Here is an 18496-nt window from a genome sequence, read left to right as displayed (position 1 = left end):
GCCGGAAAAGATAGCGCTATCCCCGGCAGGAAATTCAACACCGGCTTTAATAACAACAACAAACAGGAGAGACCCCCCATGTTTGGCATGTCCCACGAGTCCTACCTGCTGCTAGATGCAGTGGTCACTATCATCGGGCTGATCGTTCTGATCACCAAGTTCAAGGTGCACCCGTTCATTGCACTGATCATCGCGGCCGGCTTCCTCGGCCTGACCTCGGGCATGCCCGTGGACAAGATCATCAAGGCGTTCCAGGACGGCTTCGGCGGCGTGCTTGGCTTTGTCGGCATCATCCTAGCGCTGGGCACGATGCTCGGTAAAATGATGGCCGAATCCGGCGGTGCCGATCAGATTGCGCAGACGTTGATTCGCGCCTTCGGCAAAGAGAAAGTCCAGTGGGCCATGATGTTCGCCGCGTTCCTGGTGGGCATTCCGCTGTTCTTCGAGATCGGCTTTGTGCTGCTGATCCCGCTGGTGTTTATCGTTGCGCGCCGCACCGGCGTGTCGCTGATCAAAATCGGCATCCCGCTGCTCGCCGGCCTGTCGGCGGTGCATGGTCTGGTGCCACCGCACCCGGGCCCACTGCTGGCCATCGGCGTGTTTGGCGCGGACATCGGCAAGACCATCCTGTACGGCCTGATCGTCGCACTGCCGACCGCCATCATTGCCGGGCCGATCTTCGGTACGTTTATCGCCAAGTACATCCCGGGCAACCCGTCCCAGGAACTGGTCGACCAACTGGCCCGCGAGCCGGAGTCCAAAAACCTGCCGAGCTTCAGCATTACCCTGATCACCGTGCTGCTGCCGGTGTTCCTGATGCTGCTCAAAACCTTCGCTGACGTGGCACTGCCGGACGGCCACGCCATCCGCAACTGGATGGACATGATCGGTCACCCGATCACCGCGTTGCTGCTGGCGTTGCTGCTGTCGCTGTACACCTTTGGCCATCGCCAGGGCATTCACTCCAAGCAAATCCTCAAGCTGCTCGACGCCAGCCTGGCACCGACCGCCGCGATTATCCTGATCATCGGCGCCGGCGGCGGTTTCAAGCAGATGCTGGTGACCAGCGGCGTGGGTGATGTGATCGGCCATATGGCGGTGAACGCGCAGATCAACCCGATTTTGCTGGCGTGGCTGGTGGCGGCGGTGATTCGTGTGGCCACCGGTTCCGCGACCGTGGCGACCATTACCGGTGCAGGCATTGTGGTGCCGGTGGTAGGCATGATTCCGGGCGTGAACCGTGAGTTGCTGGTGTTGGCGACGGGTGCGGGTTCGTTGGTGTTGTCTCACGTCAACGATGCGGGGTTCTGGCTGGTGAAGCAGTACTTCAACATGACCGTGCTCGAGACCTTCAAGACCTGGACGGCGATGGAAACCATCCTGTCGGTGGTGGCGCTGATCTTTATCATGTTGCTGTCGTTGGTGGTGTAACAGGCACACCACAAAACCTATGTGGTAACCCAATCAAATGTGGGAGCTGGCTTGCCTGCGATAGCAGTGTTGGATTCACCATCGCCATCGCAGGCAAGCCAGCTCCCACATTAATTCGGTTTCTTCAGGGCGTTAAGGGTCAGGCTTTAGTCACCAGCCCATCCGCCCGAAACATCCCGCGAATGCCGCGCACCGCTTGGCGAATCCGGTCCTGGTTCTCGATCAGTGCAAAGCGCACGTGATCGTCCCCATACTCACCAAAGCCAATCCCCGGCGACACACACACCTTCGCTTCCAGCAGCAGTTTCTTGGCAAATTCCAGCGAGCCCATGGCGGCATACGCCTCGGGAATCTTCGCCCACACGTACATCGACGCCTTCGGGTTCTGGACCATCCAGCCCAACTCATGCAGGCCTTTGACCAGCACATTACGGCGCTGGCGGTACTGCTCGGCGATATCCTTTACGCATTGTTGGTCGCCTTCCAGCGCCGCAATCGCGGCCACTTGCAATGGCGTGAAGGTGCCGTAGTCGTGGTAGCTCTTGATGCGCGCCAGGGCGTTGACCAGTTCCGGGTTGCCGACCATGAAACCAATGCGCCAGCCGGCCATGTTGTAGCTCTTGGACAGGGTGAAAAACTCCACCGCAATGTCCTTGGCGCCCGGCACCTGCATGATCGACGGGGCTTTCCAGCCGTCGTAGACGATGTCGGCGTAGGCCAGGTCGTGCACCACCAGTACGTCGTACTGTTTGGCCAGCGCAATCACGCGTTCGAAAAAGTCCAGCTCCACGCACTGCGCGGTAGGGTTGGACGGGAAGCCCAGAATCATCATTTTCGGCTTGGGGATCGAGCCACGAATCGCCCGTTCCAGCTCGGCGAAGAAGTCCACGCCGGGAATCAGCGGCACTGAACGCACCTGGGCGCCGGCAATCACGGCACCGTAGATGTGAATCGGGTAGCTCGGGTTGGGCACCAGCACGGTATCGCCCTGGTCCAGGGTGGCCAGCATCAAGTGCGCCAGGCCTTCCTTGGAACCAATGGTCACGATGGCTTCCGTTTCCGGATCAATGTCCACGGCATAGCGGTCTTTGTACCAGCGCGAAATCGCCCGGCGCAGGCGCGGAATGCCTTTGGAAGTGGAGTAGCCGTGGGTGTCTTCACGCTGGGCGACGGTGACCATTTTTTCCACGATGTGTGGAGGCGTGGCGCCGTCAGGGTTACCCATGCTCAAGTCGATGATGTCTTCGCCGTGCCGACGCGCAGCCATCTTCAGCTCGGCAGTGATATTAAAAACGTAAGGGGGGAGTCGATCTATGCGCGCAAAGCGGCGCGGCGAACCTTGGTCGGCCATTGTTGCCTCGAAATACGTAAGCGCCCGGAACCGTCCGAGCGACGTCGGCCACTGCGGTGGCCTGCGGGGCAGACAATACGGTCGATGATGGCCAGTTGTCCAGATGCTGCCGCAAAAATTTCTGCTTGGAGTACGGCGTGGATATGCCCCTATACTCGATGCGGGTTTGTTCCCTCATAAGAAGGAGACTGTTCAGATGGATCAGCAGACAAAACAACCGTTAGCGCCACGCATGGAAGCCGGTAAAGCCCTGGTGATCGCAGGCGTCCAAGGGCGTTATTCAAAGGCCACCGTGGGTGATATCCCCAAGCTGTGGGAGTTGTTCGATACCTGCATCAAGGACCTCAAGCGGCGCGTCGGCGGCGTGACGTATGGCGTTTGCCACAACCCCAAACATGGCGAATTCGACTATATGGCCGGTGCTGAAGTACCCACCCGGGGCGACGTGCCGAGCAACTTCGAGTGCATCGAAATCCCGCCGCTCAATTACGCCGTGTTCCCGCATTACGGGCCAGTGCAGGCACTTGAGCAAACGTACGAGCGCATCATGTTCGAATGGCTGCCCCATTCGGGCTATAAGGTGATGGGGGCGGATTTTGAGCGCTACAGTGCCGATTTTGATGGGCGCAAAGGTACGGGCACGGTGGAAATCTGGTTACCGGTTGGCGAAAGAGGCTGACCCTCCTGCAGGAGCCGGCAAGCCGGCTCCTGCAGATGTATCAATACAACGTGCTTCTGACCCGCTCCGGCATCTCCCGGTCATACGCTTCGGCGTCAAATTGCCCGTCATTGAGCCGCTTGTGAAACGCCCCGGCCGACGGCAAAGCCGAGCGGTCCAGATGCTTCTCGGGGTTCCAGCAGTCCGAGCGCACAAAAGCTTTGGAGCAATGGAAGTACGCGGCCTCCACCTGCACCAGAATCACCGACCGCGCGGGTTTGCCATTCACCGCAAAACTCTCCAGCAGCTCAGGCTCGATGGAAATCTGCGCCCGGCCATTCACGCGCAATGTTTCGCCGATGCCGGGGATGATGAACAGCAATGCAATGCGTGGGTCCTGCAGCAGATTGCGCAGGGTATCGACGCGGTTATTGCCCGGCCGGTCGGGGATCGCCAAAGTGCGCTCATCCACAATGCGCACAAACCCCGGCACATCGCCGCGCGGCGATCCATCAATGCCGTCCGGCCCGGATGAACTCACCACCACCAACGGCGAAGCCCGCACCATGGCCTGGTAATCCTCGTTGAGAAACGCGATTTCCTTGCGCACCGCCCGTTCGTGCGGGAGGCCGTAGAGGGTTTCAAGTTGTTCTAGGGTTGTCAGCATGGTAGTGACCTTGTCCTTGAATGAATGCGCAGGTGTTCAGCCCCCGAAACTGTACTGGTAGTTTTGCGCCGACTGTCGAATCGCTTTCGCGACATGAGGGGCTAACCGGCAGTAATCTTCCTCGCGCTTGAGCACAGCTTCAAGCGTTTGAAGCAGCGCCTGAATGCGCGCTTCGGGCTTTTCGACTTCGCAGGTCCTTGCAAACTCAAGAATGCCCAGGCGTGAGGCAAACATTGATTTGTTGCCGGAGAGGTCTAGCGCGAGTGTGTCTTCAGGGATATACGCGGTGGTATTTACGATGTCGTAAGCCGGCGCGAGCCGAGCATCCGCCTTAACCGGATCACTGTAGAGCACGCCGAAGTTTTTCAGGTGAGCATCGCCGTTACCCACGATGCAACTCAGCGCCACGCTATCGAACAATTGGTCCAGCGAACTGCGCTGGTTTTCCGGTGAACAGAATACGCGTACGGCCTTGGCCATGGCTGCGTAGCTTTTGGTGTATTTCTGCTCCGCAGAGAGGCCCATCAGCGTGGTCATGTCTTCGAAGCCAAGCGGGTTGAGCTGCTCGTCTCTGTCAAAGCGCCGCATGATGAATAGCTTATGGTTCTGCGACAGGTAAAACGGCGGTACTGGCAGGCCTGCATCCCGAGCAATAGACATGCACAGGTATTCATTGATGGCCAACCCCGCAAACTCCTCGCGCCCGCTTTTGATGATCAGGTCGTTGGTTTTCGAGGTGAGTTTTTGCTCGGGAGCAGGCGGTTTTTCCGGCACCACCACTTTGGGCTGCACACCAGAAATACCTGCTCGCAGGATGTAGCGATCCACCAGTTCTGCGAACAGATCTTCTGCTCCGTCCCACGCGAGAATCTCGTCGAGGTTCTCTCCGGTTGCGGGAGGGCCGTTGCGTTGGATTAACTCGTTTACCTGATCCGAAGACACGAACACCCGGCCAATCGGCGCACTGCTTCCCGATAAAGCCAGCAGTAGCATAGGATCAACCTTGACCGTCTTGGAGAGGCGATTACGCAACTGTTCAAGTACGTAACCTTCCGGCAAATTCATTTGGAAGATGGGATGCAATTCTCGGCGCCGATATTCTTCTACGCGCACTGGCATCGAAAGGCTGATCGCGCTTTGGGCCTGGGTCTTAGCGTCGTAGCGAAACAGGTAATCATCGGCGCCCATCAAAACGCTGCCGCTTTCACCTTCAGGGGTATGAACGCGAAGAGTAGGGCTATTCATTGAACAAGTCCTCCAGCTCTTCAAGCGTCGGCATGCTGACGGGCACTAATTTGACTTCGCTGCCCAAGGCTGCAATCACGCGGGCATAGGCATTCATGGAAACCGAGAGGCTTCCCTTCTCGATTTCGATCAGTTTTTGCCGAGTCACGCCTGCAAGTTTCGCCAGGTCCGCTTGCTTATAGCCACGATTGAGGCGCATGGCGCGGATCTGATGACCGAGCCGTTGGGTGATAATCGAAATTTCCATGTCACGTATTCATTACTTATGATTAGTTAAGTCATATATACGTTACATTTTTTCGTGTCAATACCGTCCTGACCAAACACCCATCTTAACTTCCGCTCATACCCAACCCGCCCCTTATACGCTTCCCCGCTGTCCACCCATCCGGCGCCCAGATACAAGCCCATCGCCGCCACATTGTCGGTGTCCACCGACAATTCTAACCCCTTGATCTGCGGCCAGGCCTGCAGCGCCGCCGCCGGCAGCGCTTGCAAGCACGCCTTGCCAAAGCCACGGCCTTGCTGATGCCGATCAACCTGCAGCGCATGCAGCGTGGCGCTGTGTTCATCGGCCCAATGGGGCAGGCACGGCGGGCGTTTGAGCAGCAGAAAGGCCACGGGTAAATCGTCGGCGAGCAGGGCGAAGCCTTTGATCGCGTCGGGGCTGGGGTTGACCAGCAGGCTGTTCAGCGCGCAGTAGATATCGCCCGAATAGGCCAGTTGCTCAGGGTGCACTTGCAGCGTGTCGAGCTGCTGCTTTTGCACAAGGCTCAGCGTCTCATAGGGGACGAGGCGGGTTTCCATCGGGGGCGCATCCGAAATCCTACAAAGAGGCCTGGATTCTAGCGGGTTTGCACGTGGCGAAATTATTTTTCAACAGGCTGTCGATTTACCCGCAAGCCATTCGACTAAGGGTGTTCTTCGTGATTTTCCAACCCTCAGGAGTATCGCCATGAGTACTGCAATCAACACCCTGATCGAGCAATGGAAGTTCGCTGTACTTGACCGAGATATCGACAAGGTTGTCAGCTTTTACGCCGACGATATCGTCGCGTTCGATGCCGTCACCGCGCTGCAATTCAAAGGCAAGGCCGCCTACCGCGCCCATTGGGACGACTGCATGAAGCATTGCCCCGGCCCCGGTATTTTCGAGTTCCATGAGCTGCATATCGTGGAGGCCCAAGACAGCGCCTTTGCCCACTGGCTGGCCCATTGCGGCGGTGCCGGGCCGGATGGCGTGGTAAAGGCGTGCTGGATGCGGGTGACCGCCGGTTACCAACGGCTCAACGGCCAATGGCGCGTGGTGCATGAACACTGGTCGGCGCCTTTCGACATGGAAAGCGGCACGGCGCTGTTCGACCTGAAACCCTGACCGCCACGAACTATAGTCAGTAGTCCGAAAACGGAGACGCACATGAAATACCTCTGCCTGATTTACAGCAACGAGCAGGTGCTGCACACCTCACCGGACAGCCCGGCAGACCCTGAGTGTTTTGCCTACGCCGAGGCGATCCAGGCCAGCGGGCGCATGCTTGCCGCCGAGCCGCTGGAGTCGGTGAGCACTGCCACCACCGTGCGCATGCGCAATGGCAAGTTGTCGATCACCGACGGGCCATTTGCCGAAACCAAGGAGCAGCTCGCCGGGTTTTACCTGATCCAAGCCAAGGACTTGAACGAAGCGATCCAGGTGGCCGGGGGCATTCCGGCGGCAAGGGTCGGCAGTGTGGAAGTACGCCCCGTGCGTGAATTGAATCTCTGAACACAACAACCAAAAGACTTCAGGAGGTTTACCCCATGACCACCCAACCCGCTGAATTTGAACTGTCCATCAGTCGCTTGATCGACGCCCCGCGCAATCGTGTGTTTCGCGCCTGGACCGAGCCTGCCTTGCTGCAACAATGGTGGGGCCCACACGGCATGACCACCCCCGAATGCGAAATGAACCTGTGGGTCGGCGGCCTGTTTCGCACCTTGATGCGCGCGCCGGATGGCGCCGAATACCCGACCCAAGGCGTGTTCCTGGAGATCGAAGCGCCGAGCCGGCTGGTGTTTACCGACGCTTACTCGCCAGGCTGGATCCCTTCCGGCAAGCCCTTCATGACCGCCGAAGTCACCTTCGAAGAGGTCGACGGCAAAACCCTCTACACCGCCCGTGCCATGCACTGGAGCGAGGCCGACAAGCAGGCCCACGAAGCCATGGGCTTTCATGATGGCTGGGGCCAAAGCCTGGACCGCCTGGTGACGCTGGTGACCCAAGGCCTGCCCGATTGACGCCGCAGATCGAGGCCATTTACCGCAGCGAATCACGGCGCGTGCTCGCCACGCTGATTCGCCTGCTGGGGGATTTCGACCTCGCCGAAGAGGCCTTGCATGAGGCGTTCTTCGTCGCGGTCGAACGCTGGCAGCAGGACGGCGTGCCGAGTAACCCACGCGCCTGGCTGGTGTCGACCGGCCGTTTCAAAGCCATCGACCGCCTGCGCCGCCAGGCCCGGTTTACCCCGTTATTGCAGGAGCAGGCCGACGCGCTGCAAGCGGCTGACTGGTGTGAGGACGACGTGGAAGACGACCGCCTGCGCCTGATCTTCACCTGCTGCCACCCGGCCCTGGCGCCCGACGCCCAGGCGGCGCTGACCTTGCGTGAGATCTGCGACCTCACCACCGAAGAAATCGCCCGCGCCTTTTTGGCCACGCCCACCACCATTGCCCAGCGCATCGTGCGTGCCAAAGGCAAGATCCGCGAGGCGAAGATCCCCTACCAAGTGCCGTCCCTGGACGCGTTGCCCGAGCGACTCGACAGCGTGTTGCGCGTGGTTTACCTGGTGTTCAACGAGGGCTACTCGGCGTCCATCGGCGCGGGGCTCACCCGTGAGGATTTGACCCGCGAAGCCATTCGCCTGGGGCGCCTGCTGCTGGAGTTACTGCCGGAACCTGAAGTGATGGGCTTGCTGGCGTTGATGCTGCTGCACGAATCGCGGCGTGCGGCGCGCACTTCGGCAGACGGCGAGTTGGTGTTGCTGGGTGAGCAGGCGCGTGAGTTGTGGGACGCGTCCTTGATTGCTGAAGGCTGTGCGCTGGTGGAGCAGGCGCTGCGAACACAGCGCTTTGGACCGTATTGCCTGCAAGCGGCGATTGCGGCGGTGCATGCCGAAGCGCCGAGCGCAGGGGAGACGGATTGGCCGCAGATTGTCGGGCTCTATGACGTATTGCTCAGGCAGGTGCCGTCGCCGGTGATCGAGCTGAACCGCGCGGTGGCCGTGGCGATGTGTGATGGGCCGTTGGCGGGCCTGCAATTGGTGGAAGGGATTCTGGCACGGGGTGCGTTGCTGGATTACCACTTGGCGCATTCAGCGCGAGGGGAATTTTGTCGGCAGTTGGGGCAGGTTGAGGCCGCTCGCGAGGCCTACGAAAAAGCCCTGTTACTGACCCAGCAAACCCCCGAAAAACGCTTCCTCGAACGTCGCCTGGCCGAACTCAAATCCCCCAGATAATGATGATCAAAACTCATTTAGATCTGTATTGTCTGGGGGCAATCACTCCAACATCTTGCCCAGCAACCAACTTCCCGCCGGCCCCGGCGGGTGGTGCCTTGACCACAGCGCATCGACCGCCACCGAGCGCGGCCAACTGCGGGCCTTGAGCTGCACCAAATGGTCGCCGCCAAAACGCTCCACCAACCAACGCGGAATCGGTGCCCAGCCGAACCCCAGCTGTGCCATTTCCATCAGCATCAAATAACTGGGCGCCGACCACACACGCCCGGTGGCGCGGGTTTCATTCGGGTTGATGATGCTCGCCAGGCGCAGTTCGCGGTGTTGCTGCAAGGTGTGTGCAGAGATGTTTTTAAGGTGAGCCAATGGGTGGGTGGGCGCAACGAACAGGGCAATTTCCGTGCGTTCTTCCACCGGTGCGCCAGTCAGGTCGGGCGGGTAAGTGTCCTGTTTTTCAATAAACGCTATCTGTGCTCGTCCGCTCTGCACCAAGGCAATCAGGTCTTCGCATTCGGCGATCAAACATTCCAGCTCAAGGTCTGGATAGCGTTGTTCAAAGGCTTTGAGGGCGATTTCAAAACGGTCGGATTGGTAGGTGTCCGACATGGCAATCGTCAACTTCGGCTCCAGGCCTTGTGACAGCTGACTCGCCGCCAACGCCAGGCGGCTGCTGGCCTCCAGCACCTGCTCGGCCCGCTGCAACACCACATGGCCAGCCGGCGTGAGGGTCGGTTTGCGGCTGCTGCGATCAAACAGCACCACGTCCAGGTCAATTTCCAAACTCGCCACCGCCGCGCTGACCGTGGACTGGCTTTTGCCCAACTTGCGCGCCGCCGCAGAAAACGAGCCCTGGGTGGCCGCTTGCACAAACGCCTGCAGCACTTCGTTAGAGGCCATGTCTATCGCCTTGATCGATGGTTATTAGTTATGAAGTATCGAGTCAAAGGGTAATGATGGCAACCATCGTCACTCACGGAGCCGGGTCATGAACCCTACCAAGTCGATTACTGAACGTGTTTGCCAGGCCATTGGTTTTGAAGGTTTGGCGTTGTTGATCTGCACCCCGTTGCTGGCGTGGATCATGGACAAACCCGCCCTGGAAATGGGCATGGTCACCCTTGCGATCAGCCTGATGGCGCTGACCTGGAACGTAATCTTCAACGGCCTGTTCGACCGCCTGAAGGCGCGCTGGCAACTCGCCAATAATGGCTGGACCCGTGTGCTGCACGCGCTGATGTTCGAAGGCGGCCTGATTTTGGTGTGCGTGCCGTTGATCGCAGCGTGGCTGAATATCAGCCTGATGCAGGCGTTTATTCTCGACATCGGCGTACTGCTGTTCTTCCTGCCGTACACCTATGTGTATCACTGGGGGTATGACGTGCTGCGGGAAAAGTTCGTACAGCGCCGCCTGGTCAGCCAAGTTTGAGCGACGCGACAAAATCCAGAAACGCCCGCACCTTGGCGGCGGGCAGATGCCGCGACGGGTAGTAGGCGTACAACGGAAAACGCTCGTCGGGCCAGTCGGGAAACAGGTCGACCAGGCTGCCGGTCTTGAGCGCCGGCGCCAGGCCCAGGTCGAGCATTTGCGCTACCGCGTGCCCGTGTTCACACACGCTGTATAACGTGCTGGCGTCGTTGACCACCAAGCGACCGTCGGTGCGCACGATCACCTGCTCGCCCGGGCGGTGGAACTCCCAGGCAAACGGGCGCCCGGTCTGCGAGTCGCGAAAGTCCAGGCACATATGCCCGGTTTCAAGATCTTGCGGGATGGCCGGTCGGCCGTATTGCTCAAGGTAAGCGGGGGAGGCCAGGGTGAGCACGCGCACTTCCATCAGCTTGCGCGCGATCAGCGAGGAGGATTGCGGGATGCCGAAACGAATCGCCACGTCAAAACCGTCGGCCACCAAGTCGCCGAGTTGGTCACGGGTGTGCAGGTCCAGCTGCAATTGTGGGTAGCGGCGCATGAAGTCGCCCAGCACCGGGCCCAATACCAGGCGCGAGAAGTAGGGGTCGATATTCACCCGCAAGCGCCCGCGTACGGTCAATGCACTGTCGGCGGCGGAGTGGGCGGCCTCTTCGAGACCGGCCAGCAGCGGGGCGATTTGTTGGTAGAAACGGCGGCCTTCGTCGGTCAGTTGCACCGAGCGTGTGGTGCGGTCGAACAGGCGAATCCCCAAGCGTTTTTCCAAGCGTGAAATTGCCCGGCTGACCCCCGAAGGCGTCATCGCCAGGCTGTCGGCGGCGCGGGCAAAACTGCCGCTGTCGACCACGGCCGCCAATACGCCCATGCCACCGGCCAAACCTGGATCAAAACTCATCGGTGATTGCCTGTCAGTGATCTGAAGGCATGAATGCTAGCGCACAATGCCTACAGAAACATGCCGCCCGAGGCTTCGATGCGCTGCCCGGTGATCCAGTGACTGCCATCGGCCAGCAAGGTCGAAATCGCCCCGCCAATATCGTCCGGCAAACCGGCACGGCCCAGCGCGGTGTTGTTGGCGACCATCGCGTTCACTGCCGGGTTATCGCGCACGGCGCCGCCGCCGAAGTCGGTGGCAATCGCGCCCGGTGCCAGGGTGTTCACGGTAATGCCGCGGGGGCCCAACTCCTTGGCCTGGTAGCGCGACAGCACTTCTACCGCGCCTTTCATCGAGGCATACGCCGCATACCCCGGCAGGCTGAACCGCGCCAGGCCGCTGGAGATATTGATGATGCGCCCGCCATCGCTGATCAGCGGGAGCAATTTTTGCGTGAGGAAAAACGGCGCCTTGAAGTGGATCGCCACCAGGCGGTCGAACTGCTCTTCGGTGGTTTCGGCGAAGCTGGCATGCGCACCGATGCCGGCGTTGTTGATCAGAAAATTGAAGTGATCCTGTGCGAAAACATCCTTGAGTACCGTGGCGATTTGGCCGACGAAAGCGTTGAATGTGCCGCTTTGGCTGACATCCAGTTGCAGCATGGCGGCGCGGCCACCCAGCGCTTCAATCTGGTCGACCACCGCTTGGGCTTCTGCTGCTGCGCTGTGGTAAGTGCCGATAATATCGACGCCTTGTGCCGCCAGGTGCAGCGCGGCGCTTTTGCCCAGGCCGCGGCTCGCGCCGGTGATGAGTGCGATTTTACGGGTCATGGTGAGTGCCTCTGTGAGTGATTGTGGGAGCAAGTGTATTTGTCCGACCATAACGTGATAAACAGAGATAAATCGGAATCACTGGCCGGATAAGGCGAACAATCCCATGAACAAACTTGAGCTGTTGCGCACCTTCGTGCGGGTCACCGAACTGTCGAGTTTTACCCAGGCGGGCGAGAGCCTGGGCCTGCCGCGCTCTACGGTATCCGAGCATGTGCAGGCACTCGAAGAGCTGCTGGGGGCGCGCTTGTTGCAGCGCACCACGCGCAAAGTGCAGGCCACCCAGGACGGCCGCGTACTGTATGAGCGCAGCAAGGATGTGCTCGCGCATATGGAGGAACTTGAAGGGTTGTTTCGCCAGGATGAAGCACAACTCACCGGGCGCATTCGCGTGGACATGCCCAACGTAATGGCGCGGGACTTGATCCTGCCGCGCCTGCCCGAGTTCATGCACGCGCACCCGTTGATCGAGTTGGAAATCAGCACCACCGACCGCCAGGTCGACCTGCTCGCCGAAGGGTTCGATTGCGTGTTGCGTGTGGGCGCGCAGCCCGACCAGACAGTGGTAGCGCGCCTGCTGTGCAGCATGCCGATGATCAACTGTGTCAGCGCCGAGTATGTTCAGCGCCATGGCATGCCCGAGACCTTGGCCGACCTGGCGCATCACCAGTTGGTGCATTACGTGCGGCCATTGGGTTCACGTTCGGCGGGGTTCGAATACCAGCAGGGCAACAAGGTGCACCGCGTACCGATGGCCGGGCGCGTCACGGTCAACAGCACCGATGCGTATAAATCCGCGTGCCTGGGTGGCTTCGGCATCACGCAAGTACCGGCCCTGGGAATTCGCGATTTACTCGACAGCGGCGAACTGGTGGCCGTGTTGCCCGACTACCCCGCTCCGGCGCTGGACGTATCGTTGCTCTACGCCGGGCAACGGCATTTACCGCAACGAGTGCGGGTGTTCATGGATTGGCTGGCCGCCACGTTGCAAGCCCAGCTCTAACGCCGCGCCGACAACTGCTGCGGCGCCAGGAACGCATCGTGGAAATAATCCCGAAACGCCTGCATGGCCGGGGTAAATGCGCGCTCGCGGTGCCAGGCCAGGCCGACGCTCATGGGCGTCACCGGGTCGGTCACGGTCAGCGTCTCGATGCGCTTGCCTTCCAGCGACCAGGGCCTGTGCACCAGGTCTGACAGTATCGCCACGCCGCTGCCATTGGCGACCATGCTGCGCACCGCCTCCACTGAGCTGGTGCGCAGCCGCACCTTGGGTGTTTGCCCGGCCTGTTCCCAGTAGCGCATGGCGCTGTGTTCGGCCTCGTCCACGGTGAGCAGAATGTAGGGTTCTTGCGCCACATCGGCCAGGCTCACCGCGCCACGTTCGCACAACGGGTGGTGGCTGGGCAGCCATAGGCGGCGTTCTGAGTTGAACAGAATTTCGGACACGATATCCGGGTGAGTGAGGTTGGCGGTGAGCACCACGGCCATGTCGAACTGGCCGTCGAGCAGGCCGTGTTCGATGGCCTGGCGCTCCTGCTCGAAGACCTCGATGGTCACGTCCGGGTGCCAGTGTTCCATGCGCTGCAGGTGATGCGGCAGGAAATAGCCAAGCACCGTGTAGCTGGCCGCCACGCGCAGCACGCCGCTGGCGCGGTAATCCGGCAGCGGGCTGTTCAGCGCGTCGTCTACGCTGCGTACGATCACGTAGGCGCGGTTGAGAAAGTGCCGCCCGGCGTCGGTCAGGTTCATGCCCTGGGCCGAACGCACAAACAGCTGCACGCCGAGCATGGCTTCCAGTTCCTTGATCGCCGTGGTCACCGCCGACTGGGAGATGTTCAAGTGGATGGCCGCCTGGGAAATCTGGCCGATCTCGGCGGTGGCGACGAAGTAGCGGATTTGGCGCAAGGTCAATGACATTCAGCACTCCGGTCCGATCGCTCCCACACAGAGCGTGGGAGCGATCCGCGTGTATCTGTTTTTCAGAAGATACCCTATCTGATAATAGATCTTCCCAAGGGGTCAAGCGCCAGCCTACTTTCAGCCATCACCTTTTGGCGGAGCTAACCCGATGCAGGCAGTGGATTTCAATTCAGACATGGGCGAAGGCTTCGGCCCCTGGACCATCGGCGATGGTGTCGACGCGGAACTGATGGCCTACATCAGCTCGGCCAACATCGCCACCGGCTTCCACGCCGGTGACCCCGGCACCATGCGCCGCACCGTCGCGCGCGCCAAGCAACTCGGCGTGGCCATCGGCGCACATCCGGGGTTTCGCGACCTGGTGGGGTTTGGCCGTCGGCATATCAATGCACCGGCCCAGGAGCTGGTGGACGACATCCTCTACCAACTCGGTGCCCTGCGCGAAATCGCCCGCGCCCAAGGCGTGCCCCTGCAACACATCAAGCCCCACGGCGCGCTCTACATGCACCTGGCCCGCGACGAGGAAGCCGCACGGCTTCTGGTGCAAAACCTGCAAGTCATCGAGCCGACGCTGTTGCTGTACTGCATGCCCAACTCGGTGATCTGGCGTGTTGCCAAGGAGCTCGGGCAGCCGGTGGTGCGCGAGTTTTATGCCGACCGTGAGTACGACCTGACCGGCTCCATCGTGTTTACTCGCAATGTGCGCGCGCTGGATCCTGCAACGGTGGCGGCGCGGGTACTGCGTGCTTGTCAGACCGGCTTGGTGCGCACCGTGGAAGGCGAAGACCTGGTGATCGAATTCGATTCCATCTGCCTGCACAGCGACACACCCGGCGCGCTGGAACTGGTGGAGGCCACCCGCGAAGCGTTGGACCAGGCGGGCATTGAAGTCAGAACCCCACAATAAGATCGAACCATCACTTTTTGCCTGCCTTTCTACAATGATTCCAAGAGGAACAGACATGGCTGAAACGTCCCCCATCCGCTACAGCTTCGGCGGTGATGAACACCTGTTTGCCGAGGTCAGCGACAGCATGTCCCTGCAGGCCTTTTTCAAAGGCATGGCGGTGACTCGCGCCGTGGAGCGCCTGGCGCTGGAAGGCGTGCTGGATGTGTGCCTGGCCAATGCGTCGTTCCAGATTCGCTTCGACCCTGACCGTATTGCGCCGCATGTACTGCTCGACGCCGTGCAAAGCGCCGAAGCCCAGGCCGTGGCCGAACGCACGTTGCACACGCGCATCATCGAAATCCCGGTGCTCTACAACGACCCGTGGACCCATGAAACCCTGATGCGTTTTCGCGACCGCCATCAAGACCCTACCGGCACGGATCTGGAATACGCCGCGCGCATCAACGGCCTGGCCGATGTGGACGCGTTTATCGCTGCCCACAGCGGCGCGCCGTGGTTTGTGTCGATGGTCGGGTTTGTCGCGGGCCTGCCGTTCATGTTCCAGATGGTCGAGCGTGAACGGCAATTGCAGGTGCCCAAGTACCTGCGCCCGCGCACCGACACGCCCAAGTTGACCCTCGGCCATGGTGGCTGTTTTGGCTGCATCTACTCGGTACGTGGCGCTGGTGGCTACCAGATGTTTGGCGTGACCCCGGCGCCGATCTACGACCCGGCGCAGCAGTTGGCGTACCTCAAAGAACACATGGTGTTCTTTCGCCCAGGCGACATTGTGCAATTCAAACCCATGGACCGTGACGCCTATGACCTGGCGGTTGCCGAGGTGGACGCCGGGCGTTTCGACCTGCGTATCCGCCCGGTGGAATTTTCCCTCGACGCCTTTCTCGCCGACCCCGTCGGCTATCCGAAAACCCTGCAGGAGGCGCTGGCATGATCAAGGTCCTCAAACCCGGCCTCGCCACGTCCGTGCAGGACCTGGGCCGCGAAGGGTATTACCACTTGGGTATTCCGCCATCCGGCGCGCTGGACCAGTACGCCTTGAGCGCCGCCAACCATCTGGTGGGCAACCCGCTCGGCGCGGCGGGTTTGGAATGCACGCTGATTGGCCCCGAATTGCTGTTTCAACACGATGCGTTGGTGGCACTCAGCGGTGCGCTGATGTCGCCGCGCCTGGACGGTGAAGTGGTGCACCAGGACACCGCGTTCCAGGTGCGTGCCGGGCAGGTGTTGCGCTTTGAATTTCCCAAGGCGGGCGCGCGTACGTACCTGGCCGTAGCGGGCGGTATTGATGTGCCGTTGGTACTCGGCAGCCGCTCGACTTACACCCTCGGCGCGCTCGGTGGGTTTCAGGGGCGGCGTTTGCAGGAAGGTGATGAACTGCCGGTTGGCGAGGCCAGCGGGCAGGGCCGTGCGGGCAACAGTTTGCCGATGGCGTTGCGCCGCTCAGTGGGCGGTGATGTGACCTTGCGCGTGGTGCCGGGGCTATATTACGAACGCCTGACGGACGGCGCCAAAAGCAGCTTTTTCGCCGAGCCGTGGACGGTGGGCTCCGAGGCGGATCGGATCGGCTATCGCTTCAAGGGCGGCAGTGCGTTGAGCTTCCAGCCGCGCGAGCAGCCGTTTGGCGCGGGGTCGGATCCGTCGAACATCGTCGACAGTTGCTACCCGATTGGCTCGATCCAGGTGCCGGCCGGGTTGGAGCCGATTGTGTTGCACAGGGATGCGGTGTCGGGCGGTGGCTACGCGATGATTGGCACGGTGATCAGTGCGGACCTGGACTTGATCGGCCAGATGCAGCCGAACCAAAGGGCGGGGTTTGTGGCGGTGACACTGGACGAGGCGTTGGAGGCGCGGCGGGTGTACAAGAAGCGGCTGAAAATAATGGGCGGTTTGTTCAATACCTGAAAACACATAGGACCAATGTGGGAGCGGGCTTGCTCGCGAAGGCGGTGTGTCAGCCAGCCTATTCGGTACTGACACACCGCCTTCGCGAGCAAGCCCGCTCCCACAGTTTTTAACAGTGTTGTGTCAGAACAGTTTGGTGAATAGCCAGTACAGACTGCCTGACAGCAGAATCGCCGCCGGCAACGTCAGCACCCAGGCCATCAGCAAATTGCGGATGGTCTTCATCTGCAACCCACCGCCATTGGCCACCATGGTCCCGGCCACACCCGACGACAGCACATGGGTGGTCGACACCGGCAAGCCATACATATCCGCTGCGCCGATGGTCAGCATTGCGACCATTTCAGCCGACGCACCTTGAGCGTACGTGAGGTGGGTCTTGCCGATCTTCTCGCCCACCGTTACCACGATGCGCTTCCAGCCAACCATGGTGCCCAGCCCAAGGGCGATGGCCACGGCGATCTTCACCCACAGCGGGATAAAACGCGTGGAATTGTCGATCTGTTGCTTGAACAGTTTCAGCTTGCCTTGGGTGTCGGCGTCGAAGTTGCCGACCTTGTCCTTGTCCATCAGGCGAATGGTTTCGCTGCTCAGGTACATGTCGTTACGCACGTTGCCGACGGCCTCGGCGGGGACTTTGGCCAGAGAGCCGTAGCCTTTTACTTCGTCACCAATCTGGCCGGCGAGGGCGGCGAGGGCCGGCACCAGCTCCGGGGTGGCTTCCTTGGTGCGCACGTAGGTCGAGAGGATTGGGCGCGGGTCGCCCGGCAATACCTGCGAGGCGCTTTTCATCAGTGCCACTTGGGTCACCTCGGCCACCGCCGCAAACTGCAAGGACTGCTCGGCGGGCATGGTGCGGTTCAGCGCATAGGCCATCGGCAGGGTGCCGACCAGGATCAACATGATCAGGCCCATGCCTTTCTGGCCATCGTTGGAACCGTGGGCGAACGACACGCCGGTGCAGGTCACGATCAACATGCCGCGAATCCACCAAGGCGGCGGGGTGTCGCCCTTCGGTGCTTTGTACAGCGAGCGGTTTTTCACAAACGCGCGCAGGGCCAGCAACAGCAAGGCGGCGAAGGCGAAGCCGATCAGCGGCGACAGCAGCAAGGCATAACCGATCTTGATCGCCTGGCTCCAATCCACGCCGCTGGTGCCGTCACGCCCGTGCATCAAAGCGTTTGCCACGCCGACGCCAATGATCGAACCGATCAAGGTGTGCGAAGACGATGCCGGCAAGCCCAGCCACCAGGTGCCGAGGTTCCACAGGATCGCGGCGATCAGCAAGGCGAAGATCATCGCAAAACCGGCCGACGAACCCACCTGCAAAATCAGCTCGACCGGCAGCAGGGCAATGATGCCGAACGCCACGGCGCCGCTGGACAGCAGCACCCCGAGGAAGTTGAAAAAGCCCGACCACACCACCGCAAAATGCGGCGGCAGCGAGTTGGTGTAGATCACCGTCGCGACCGCGTTGGCGGTGTCGTGGAAGCCGTTGACGAACTCAAAACCCAGCGCGATCAACAACGCCACGCCGAGCAGCAGGAATGGCGTCCAGGTGGTCACCACCGTGCCGAGTTCGTGCATGTCGTGCATCAGGCTGTAGGCGGTGAACAACAGGCCCATGGCGAGCACGGCGAAGAAAATGATCACCGTCACCAGGCCGGGTTTCTTGTCCAGCCGGGGTTTGGGGTCTGCGTGTGACGCGGTGGAGGAGGCAGTCAGGGAAGGGGTGGCCATGCCGGAGCATCCAGTGTGGGGAGGATGTCATTGATGATCATTGCAGAATGTTAC

21 protein-coding genes are annotated in these 18496 nt (G+C 60.7%); 11 read left to right on the top strand and 10 right to left on the bottom strand.

Annotated elements, in window-relative coordinates; all coding sequences use genetic code 11:
• The first annotated feature begins 78 nt into the window (after nt 1-78).
• Nucleotides 79-1431: a GntP family permease gene (locus ACA065_RS23875; protein ID WP_497691793.1), complete on the top strand. Its 1353-nt coding sequence runs from the start codon at nt 79-81 to the stop codon at nt 1429-1431.
• Between the two features lie 139 nt (nt 1432-1570).
• On the opposite strand, the gene alaC is transcribed toward ACA065_RS23875, so the two are convergent.
• Nucleotides 1571-2782, bottom strand: coding sequence for an alanine transaminase (gene alaC, locus ACA065_RS23870; protein WP_497691792.1), 1212 nt, complete (start codon nt 2780-2782; stop codon nt 1571-1573).
• Between the two features lie 196 nt (nt 2783-2978).
• Between alaC and ACA065_RS23865 the strand changes: the two genes are divergently transcribed.
• Entirely contained in the window at nt 2979-3461 is a 483-nt protein-coding gene (locus ACA065_RS23865) for a GyrI-like domain-containing protein (RefSeq protein WP_497691791.1), read from the top strand.
• Nucleotides 3462-3501: 40 nt separating this feature from the next.
• On the opposite strand, the gene ACA065_RS23860 is transcribed toward ACA065_RS23865, so the two are convergent.
• Genes ACA065_RS23860 through ACA065_RS23845 form a run of 4 tightly spaced genes read right to left on the bottom strand, consistent with a single transcriptional unit; the run spans nt 3502 to nt 6159 of the window.
• Nucleotides 3502-4107 (bottom strand): pyridoxamine 5'-phosphate oxidase family protein, encoded by a 606-nt coding sequence (locus ACA065_RS23860; protein WP_497691790.1) that lies wholly within the window; start codon nt 4105-4107, stop codon nt 3502-3504.
• Nucleotides 4108-4143: 36 nt separating this feature from the next.
• Nucleotides 4144-5352, bottom strand: a complete 1209-nt coding sequence (locus ACA065_RS23855) for a type II toxin-antitoxin system HipA family toxin (protein WP_497691789.1) — start codon at nt 5350-5352, stop codon at nt 4144-4146.
• Nucleotides 5345-5599: a helix-turn-helix domain-containing protein gene (locus ACA065_RS23850; RefSeq protein ID WP_497691788.1), complete on the bottom strand. Its 255-nt coding sequence runs from the start codon at nt 5597-5599 to the stop codon at nt 5345-5347. The genes ACA065_RS23855 and ACA065_RS23850 overlap by 8 nt, the downstream gene beginning before the upstream one ends.
• A 26-nt stretch (nt 5600-5625) precedes the next feature.
• The gene (locus tag ACA065_RS23845; protein ID WP_497691787.1) at nt 5626-6159 is read right to left on the bottom strand and encodes a GNAT family N-acetyltransferase; all 534 of its coding nucleotides are present in this window, start codon (nt 6157-6159) and stop codon (nt 5626-5628) included.
• Nucleotides 6160-6307: 148 nt separating this feature from the next.
• Between ACA065_RS23845 and ACA065_RS23840 the strand changes: the two genes are divergently transcribed.
• The 4 genes from ACA065_RS23840 to ACA065_RS23825 are packed head-to-tail and all read left to right on the top strand — an operon-like array spanning nt 6308 to nt 8843.
• Nucleotides 6308-6727, top strand: a complete 420-nt coding sequence (locus ACA065_RS23840) for a YybH family protein (RefSeq protein WP_497691786.1) — start codon at nt 6308-6310, stop codon at nt 6725-6727.
• Between the two features lie 42 nt (nt 6728-6769).
• On the top strand, nt 6770-7114 hold the full coding sequence (locus ACA065_RS23835; RefSeq protein WP_497691785.1) for a YciI family protein: 345 nt from the start codon (nt 6770-6772) through the stop codon (nt 7112-7114).
• Nucleotides 7115-7149: 35 nt separating this feature from the next.
• Nucleotides 7150-7626 carry an SRPBCC family protein gene (locus tag ACA065_RS23830; protein WP_497691784.1) on the top strand — a complete coding sequence of 159 codons (477 nt, stop codon included), beginning with the start codon at nt 7150-7152 and terminating at the stop codon, nt 7624-7626.
• Nucleotides 7623-8843 carry an RNA polymerase sigma factor gene (locus ACA065_RS23825; protein ID WP_497691783.1) on the top strand — a complete coding sequence of 407 codons (1221 nt, stop codon included), beginning with the start codon at nt 7623-7625 and terminating at the stop codon, nt 8841-8843. The genes ACA065_RS23830 and ACA065_RS23825 overlap by 4 nt, the downstream gene beginning before the upstream one ends.
• Before the next feature lie 42 nt (nt 8844-8885).
• Here ACA065_RS23825 and ACA065_RS23820 read toward each other — a convergent pair whose 3' ends face one another.
• On the bottom strand, nt 8886-9740 hold the full coding sequence (locus ACA065_RS23820) for a LysR family transcriptional regulator (RefSeq protein ID WP_497691782.1): 855 nt from the start codon (nt 9738-9740) through the stop codon (nt 8886-8888).
• 88 nt (nt 9741-9828) lie between these two features.
• Here ACA065_RS23820 and ACA065_RS23815 point away from each other — a divergent pair, with 88 nt between their 5' ends.
• Nucleotides 9829-10269, top strand: coding sequence for a multidrug/biocide efflux PACE transporter (locus ACA065_RS23815; RefSeq protein WP_497691781.1), 441 nt, complete (start codon nt 9829-9831; stop codon nt 10267-10269).
• Here ACA065_RS23815 and ACA065_RS23810 read toward each other — a convergent pair.
• Complete coding sequence (locus tag ACA065_RS23810; RefSeq protein ID WP_497691780.1) at nt 10256-11161, bottom strand: LysR family transcriptional regulator; 906 nt, start codon at nt 11159-11161, stop codon at nt 10256-10258. The two genes, ACA065_RS23815 and ACA065_RS23810, sit on opposite strands and share 14 nt — an antisense overlap.
• A 50-nt stretch (nt 11162-11211) precedes the next feature.
• Nucleotides 11212-11970, bottom strand: a complete 759-nt coding sequence (locus ACA065_RS23805; protein WP_497691779.1) for an SDR family NAD(P)-dependent oxidoreductase — start codon at nt 11968-11970, stop codon at nt 11212-11214.
• A gap of 106 nt (nt 11971-12076) precedes the next feature.
• Between ACA065_RS23805 and ACA065_RS23800 the strand changes: the two genes are divergently transcribed.
• A complete protein-coding gene (locus tag ACA065_RS23800) occupies nt 12077-12973 on the top strand; it encodes a LysR family transcriptional regulator (protein WP_497691778.1) in 897 nt (298 codons plus the stop codon).
• Here the strand turns inward: ACA065_RS23800 and ACA065_RS23795 are convergent.
• The gene (locus ACA065_RS23795) at nt 12970-13887 is read right to left on the bottom strand and encodes a LysR family transcriptional regulator (RefSeq protein WP_497691777.1); all 918 of its coding nucleotides are present in this window, start codon (nt 13885-13887) and stop codon (nt 12970-12972) included. The two genes, ACA065_RS23800 and ACA065_RS23795, sit on opposite strands and share 4 nt — an antisense overlap.
• 151 nt (nt 13888-14038) lie before the next feature.
• On the opposite strand from ACA065_RS23795, the gene ACA065_RS23790 reads away from it, so the two are divergent.
• Genes ACA065_RS23790 through ACA065_RS23780 form a run of 3 tightly spaced genes read left to right on the top strand, consistent with a single transcriptional unit; the run spans nt 14039 to nt 16702 of the window.
• Nucleotides 14039-14797, top strand: a complete 759-nt coding sequence (locus ACA065_RS23790) for a 5-oxoprolinase subunit PxpA (RefSeq protein ID WP_497691776.1) — start codon at nt 14039-14041, stop codon at nt 14795-14797.
• Between the two features lie 55 nt (nt 14798-14852).
• A complete protein-coding gene (locus tag ACA065_RS23785; RefSeq protein WP_497691775.1) occupies nt 14853-15731 on the top strand; it encodes a 5-oxoprolinase subunit B family protein in 879 nt (292 codons plus the stop codon).
• On the top strand, nt 15728-16702 hold the full coding sequence (locus ACA065_RS23780) for a 5-oxoprolinase subunit C family protein (RefSeq protein ID WP_497691774.1): 975 nt from the start codon (nt 15728-15730) through the stop codon (nt 16700-16702). The genes ACA065_RS23785 and ACA065_RS23780 overlap by 4 nt, the downstream gene beginning before the upstream one ends.
• A gap of 123 nt (nt 16703-16825) precedes the next feature.
• Here ACA065_RS23780 and ACA065_RS23775 read toward each other — a convergent pair whose 3' ends face one another.
• The gene (locus tag ACA065_RS23775; RefSeq protein WP_497691773.1) at nt 16826-18442 is read right to left on the bottom strand and encodes an inorganic phosphate transporter; all 1617 of its coding nucleotides are present in this window, start codon (nt 18440-18442) and stop codon (nt 16826-16828) included.
• Nucleotides 18443-18496 lie beyond the last annotated feature (54 nt).

Source organism: Pseudomonas sp. LBUM1640, assembly GCF_059716225.1.
The sequence above is the reverse complement of the archived record's forward strand: the minus strand, read 5'-3'. Positions and strand labels throughout refer to the sequence as shown.

Excerpts from the sequence above, each read along its gene's own strand:
- ACA065_RS23875 (WP_497691793.1), top strand. The coding sequence starts at position 79 with ATGTTTGGCATGTCCCACGAGTCCTACCTGCTGCTAGATGCAGTGGTC.
- alaC (WP_497691792.1), bottom strand. The coding sequence starts at position 2,782 with ATGGCCGACCAAGGTTCGCCGCGCCGCTTTGCGCGCATAGATCGACTC.
- ACA065_RS23865 (WP_497691791.1), top strand. The coding sequence starts at position 2,979 with ATGGATCAGCAGACAAAACAACCGTTAGCGCCACGCATGGAAGCCGGT.
- ACA065_RS23860 (WP_497691790.1), bottom strand. The coding sequence starts at position 4,107 with ATGCTGACAACCCTAGAACAACTTGAAACCCTCTACGGCCTCCCGCAC.
- ACA065_RS23855 (WP_497691789.1), bottom strand. The coding sequence starts at position 5,352 with ATGAATAGCCCTACTCTTCGCGTTCATACCCCTGAAGGTGAAAGCGGC.
- ACA065_RS23850 (WP_497691788.1), bottom strand. The coding sequence starts at position 5,599 with ATGGAAATTTCGATTATCACCCAACGGCTCGGTCATCAGATCCGCGCC.
- ACA065_RS23845 (WP_497691787.1), bottom strand. The coding sequence starts at position 6,159 with ATGGAAACCCGCCTCGTCCCCTATGAGACGCTGAGCCTTGTGCAAAAG.
- ACA065_RS23840 (WP_497691786.1), top strand. The coding sequence starts at position 6,308 with ATGAGTACTGCAATCAACACCCTGATCGAGCAATGGAAGTTCGCTGTA.
- ACA065_RS23835 (WP_497691785.1), top strand. The coding sequence starts at position 6,770 with ATGAAATACCTCTGCCTGATTTACAGCAACGAGCAGGTGCTGCACACC.
- ACA065_RS23830 (WP_497691784.1), top strand. The coding sequence starts at position 7,150 with ATGACCACCCAACCCGCTGAATTTGAACTGTCCATCAGTCGCTTGATC.
- ACA065_RS23820 (WP_497691782.1), bottom strand. The coding sequence starts at position 9,740 with ATGGCCTCTAACGAAGTGCTGCAGGCGTTTGTGCAAGCGGCCACCCAG.
- ACA065_RS23815 (WP_497691781.1), top strand. The coding sequence starts at position 9,829 with ATGAACCCTACCAAGTCGATTACTGAACGTGTTTGCCAGGCCATTGGT.
- ACA065_RS23810 (WP_497691780.1), bottom strand. The coding sequence starts at position 11,161 with ATGAGTTTTGATCCAGGTTTGGCCGGTGGCATGGGCGTATTGGCGGCC.
- ACA065_RS23805 (WP_497691779.1), bottom strand. The coding sequence starts at position 11,970 with ATGACCCGTAAAATCGCACTCATCACCGGCGCGAGCCGCGGCCTGGGC.
- ACA065_RS23800 (WP_497691778.1), top strand. The coding sequence starts at position 12,077 with ATGAACAAACTTGAGCTGTTGCGCACCTTCGTGCGGGTCACCGAACTG.
- ACA065_RS23795 (WP_497691777.1), bottom strand. The coding sequence starts at position 13,887 with ATGTCATTGACCTTGCGCCAAATCCGCTACTTCGTCGCCACCGCCGAG.
- ACA065_RS23790 (WP_497691776.1), top strand. The coding sequence starts at position 14,039 with ATGCAGGCAGTGGATTTCAATTCAGACATGGGCGAAGGCTTCGGCCCC.
- ACA065_RS23785 (WP_497691775.1), top strand. The coding sequence starts at position 14,853 with ATGGCTGAAACGTCCCCCATCCGCTACAGCTTCGGCGGTGATGAACAC.
- ACA065_RS23780 (WP_497691774.1), top strand. The coding sequence starts at position 15,728 with ATGATCAAGGTCCTCAAACCCGGCCTCGCCACGTCCGTGCAGGACCTG.
- ACA065_RS23775 (WP_497691773.1), bottom strand. The coding sequence starts at position 18,442 with ATGGCCACCCCTTCCCTGACTGCCTCCTCCACCGCGTCACACGCAGAC.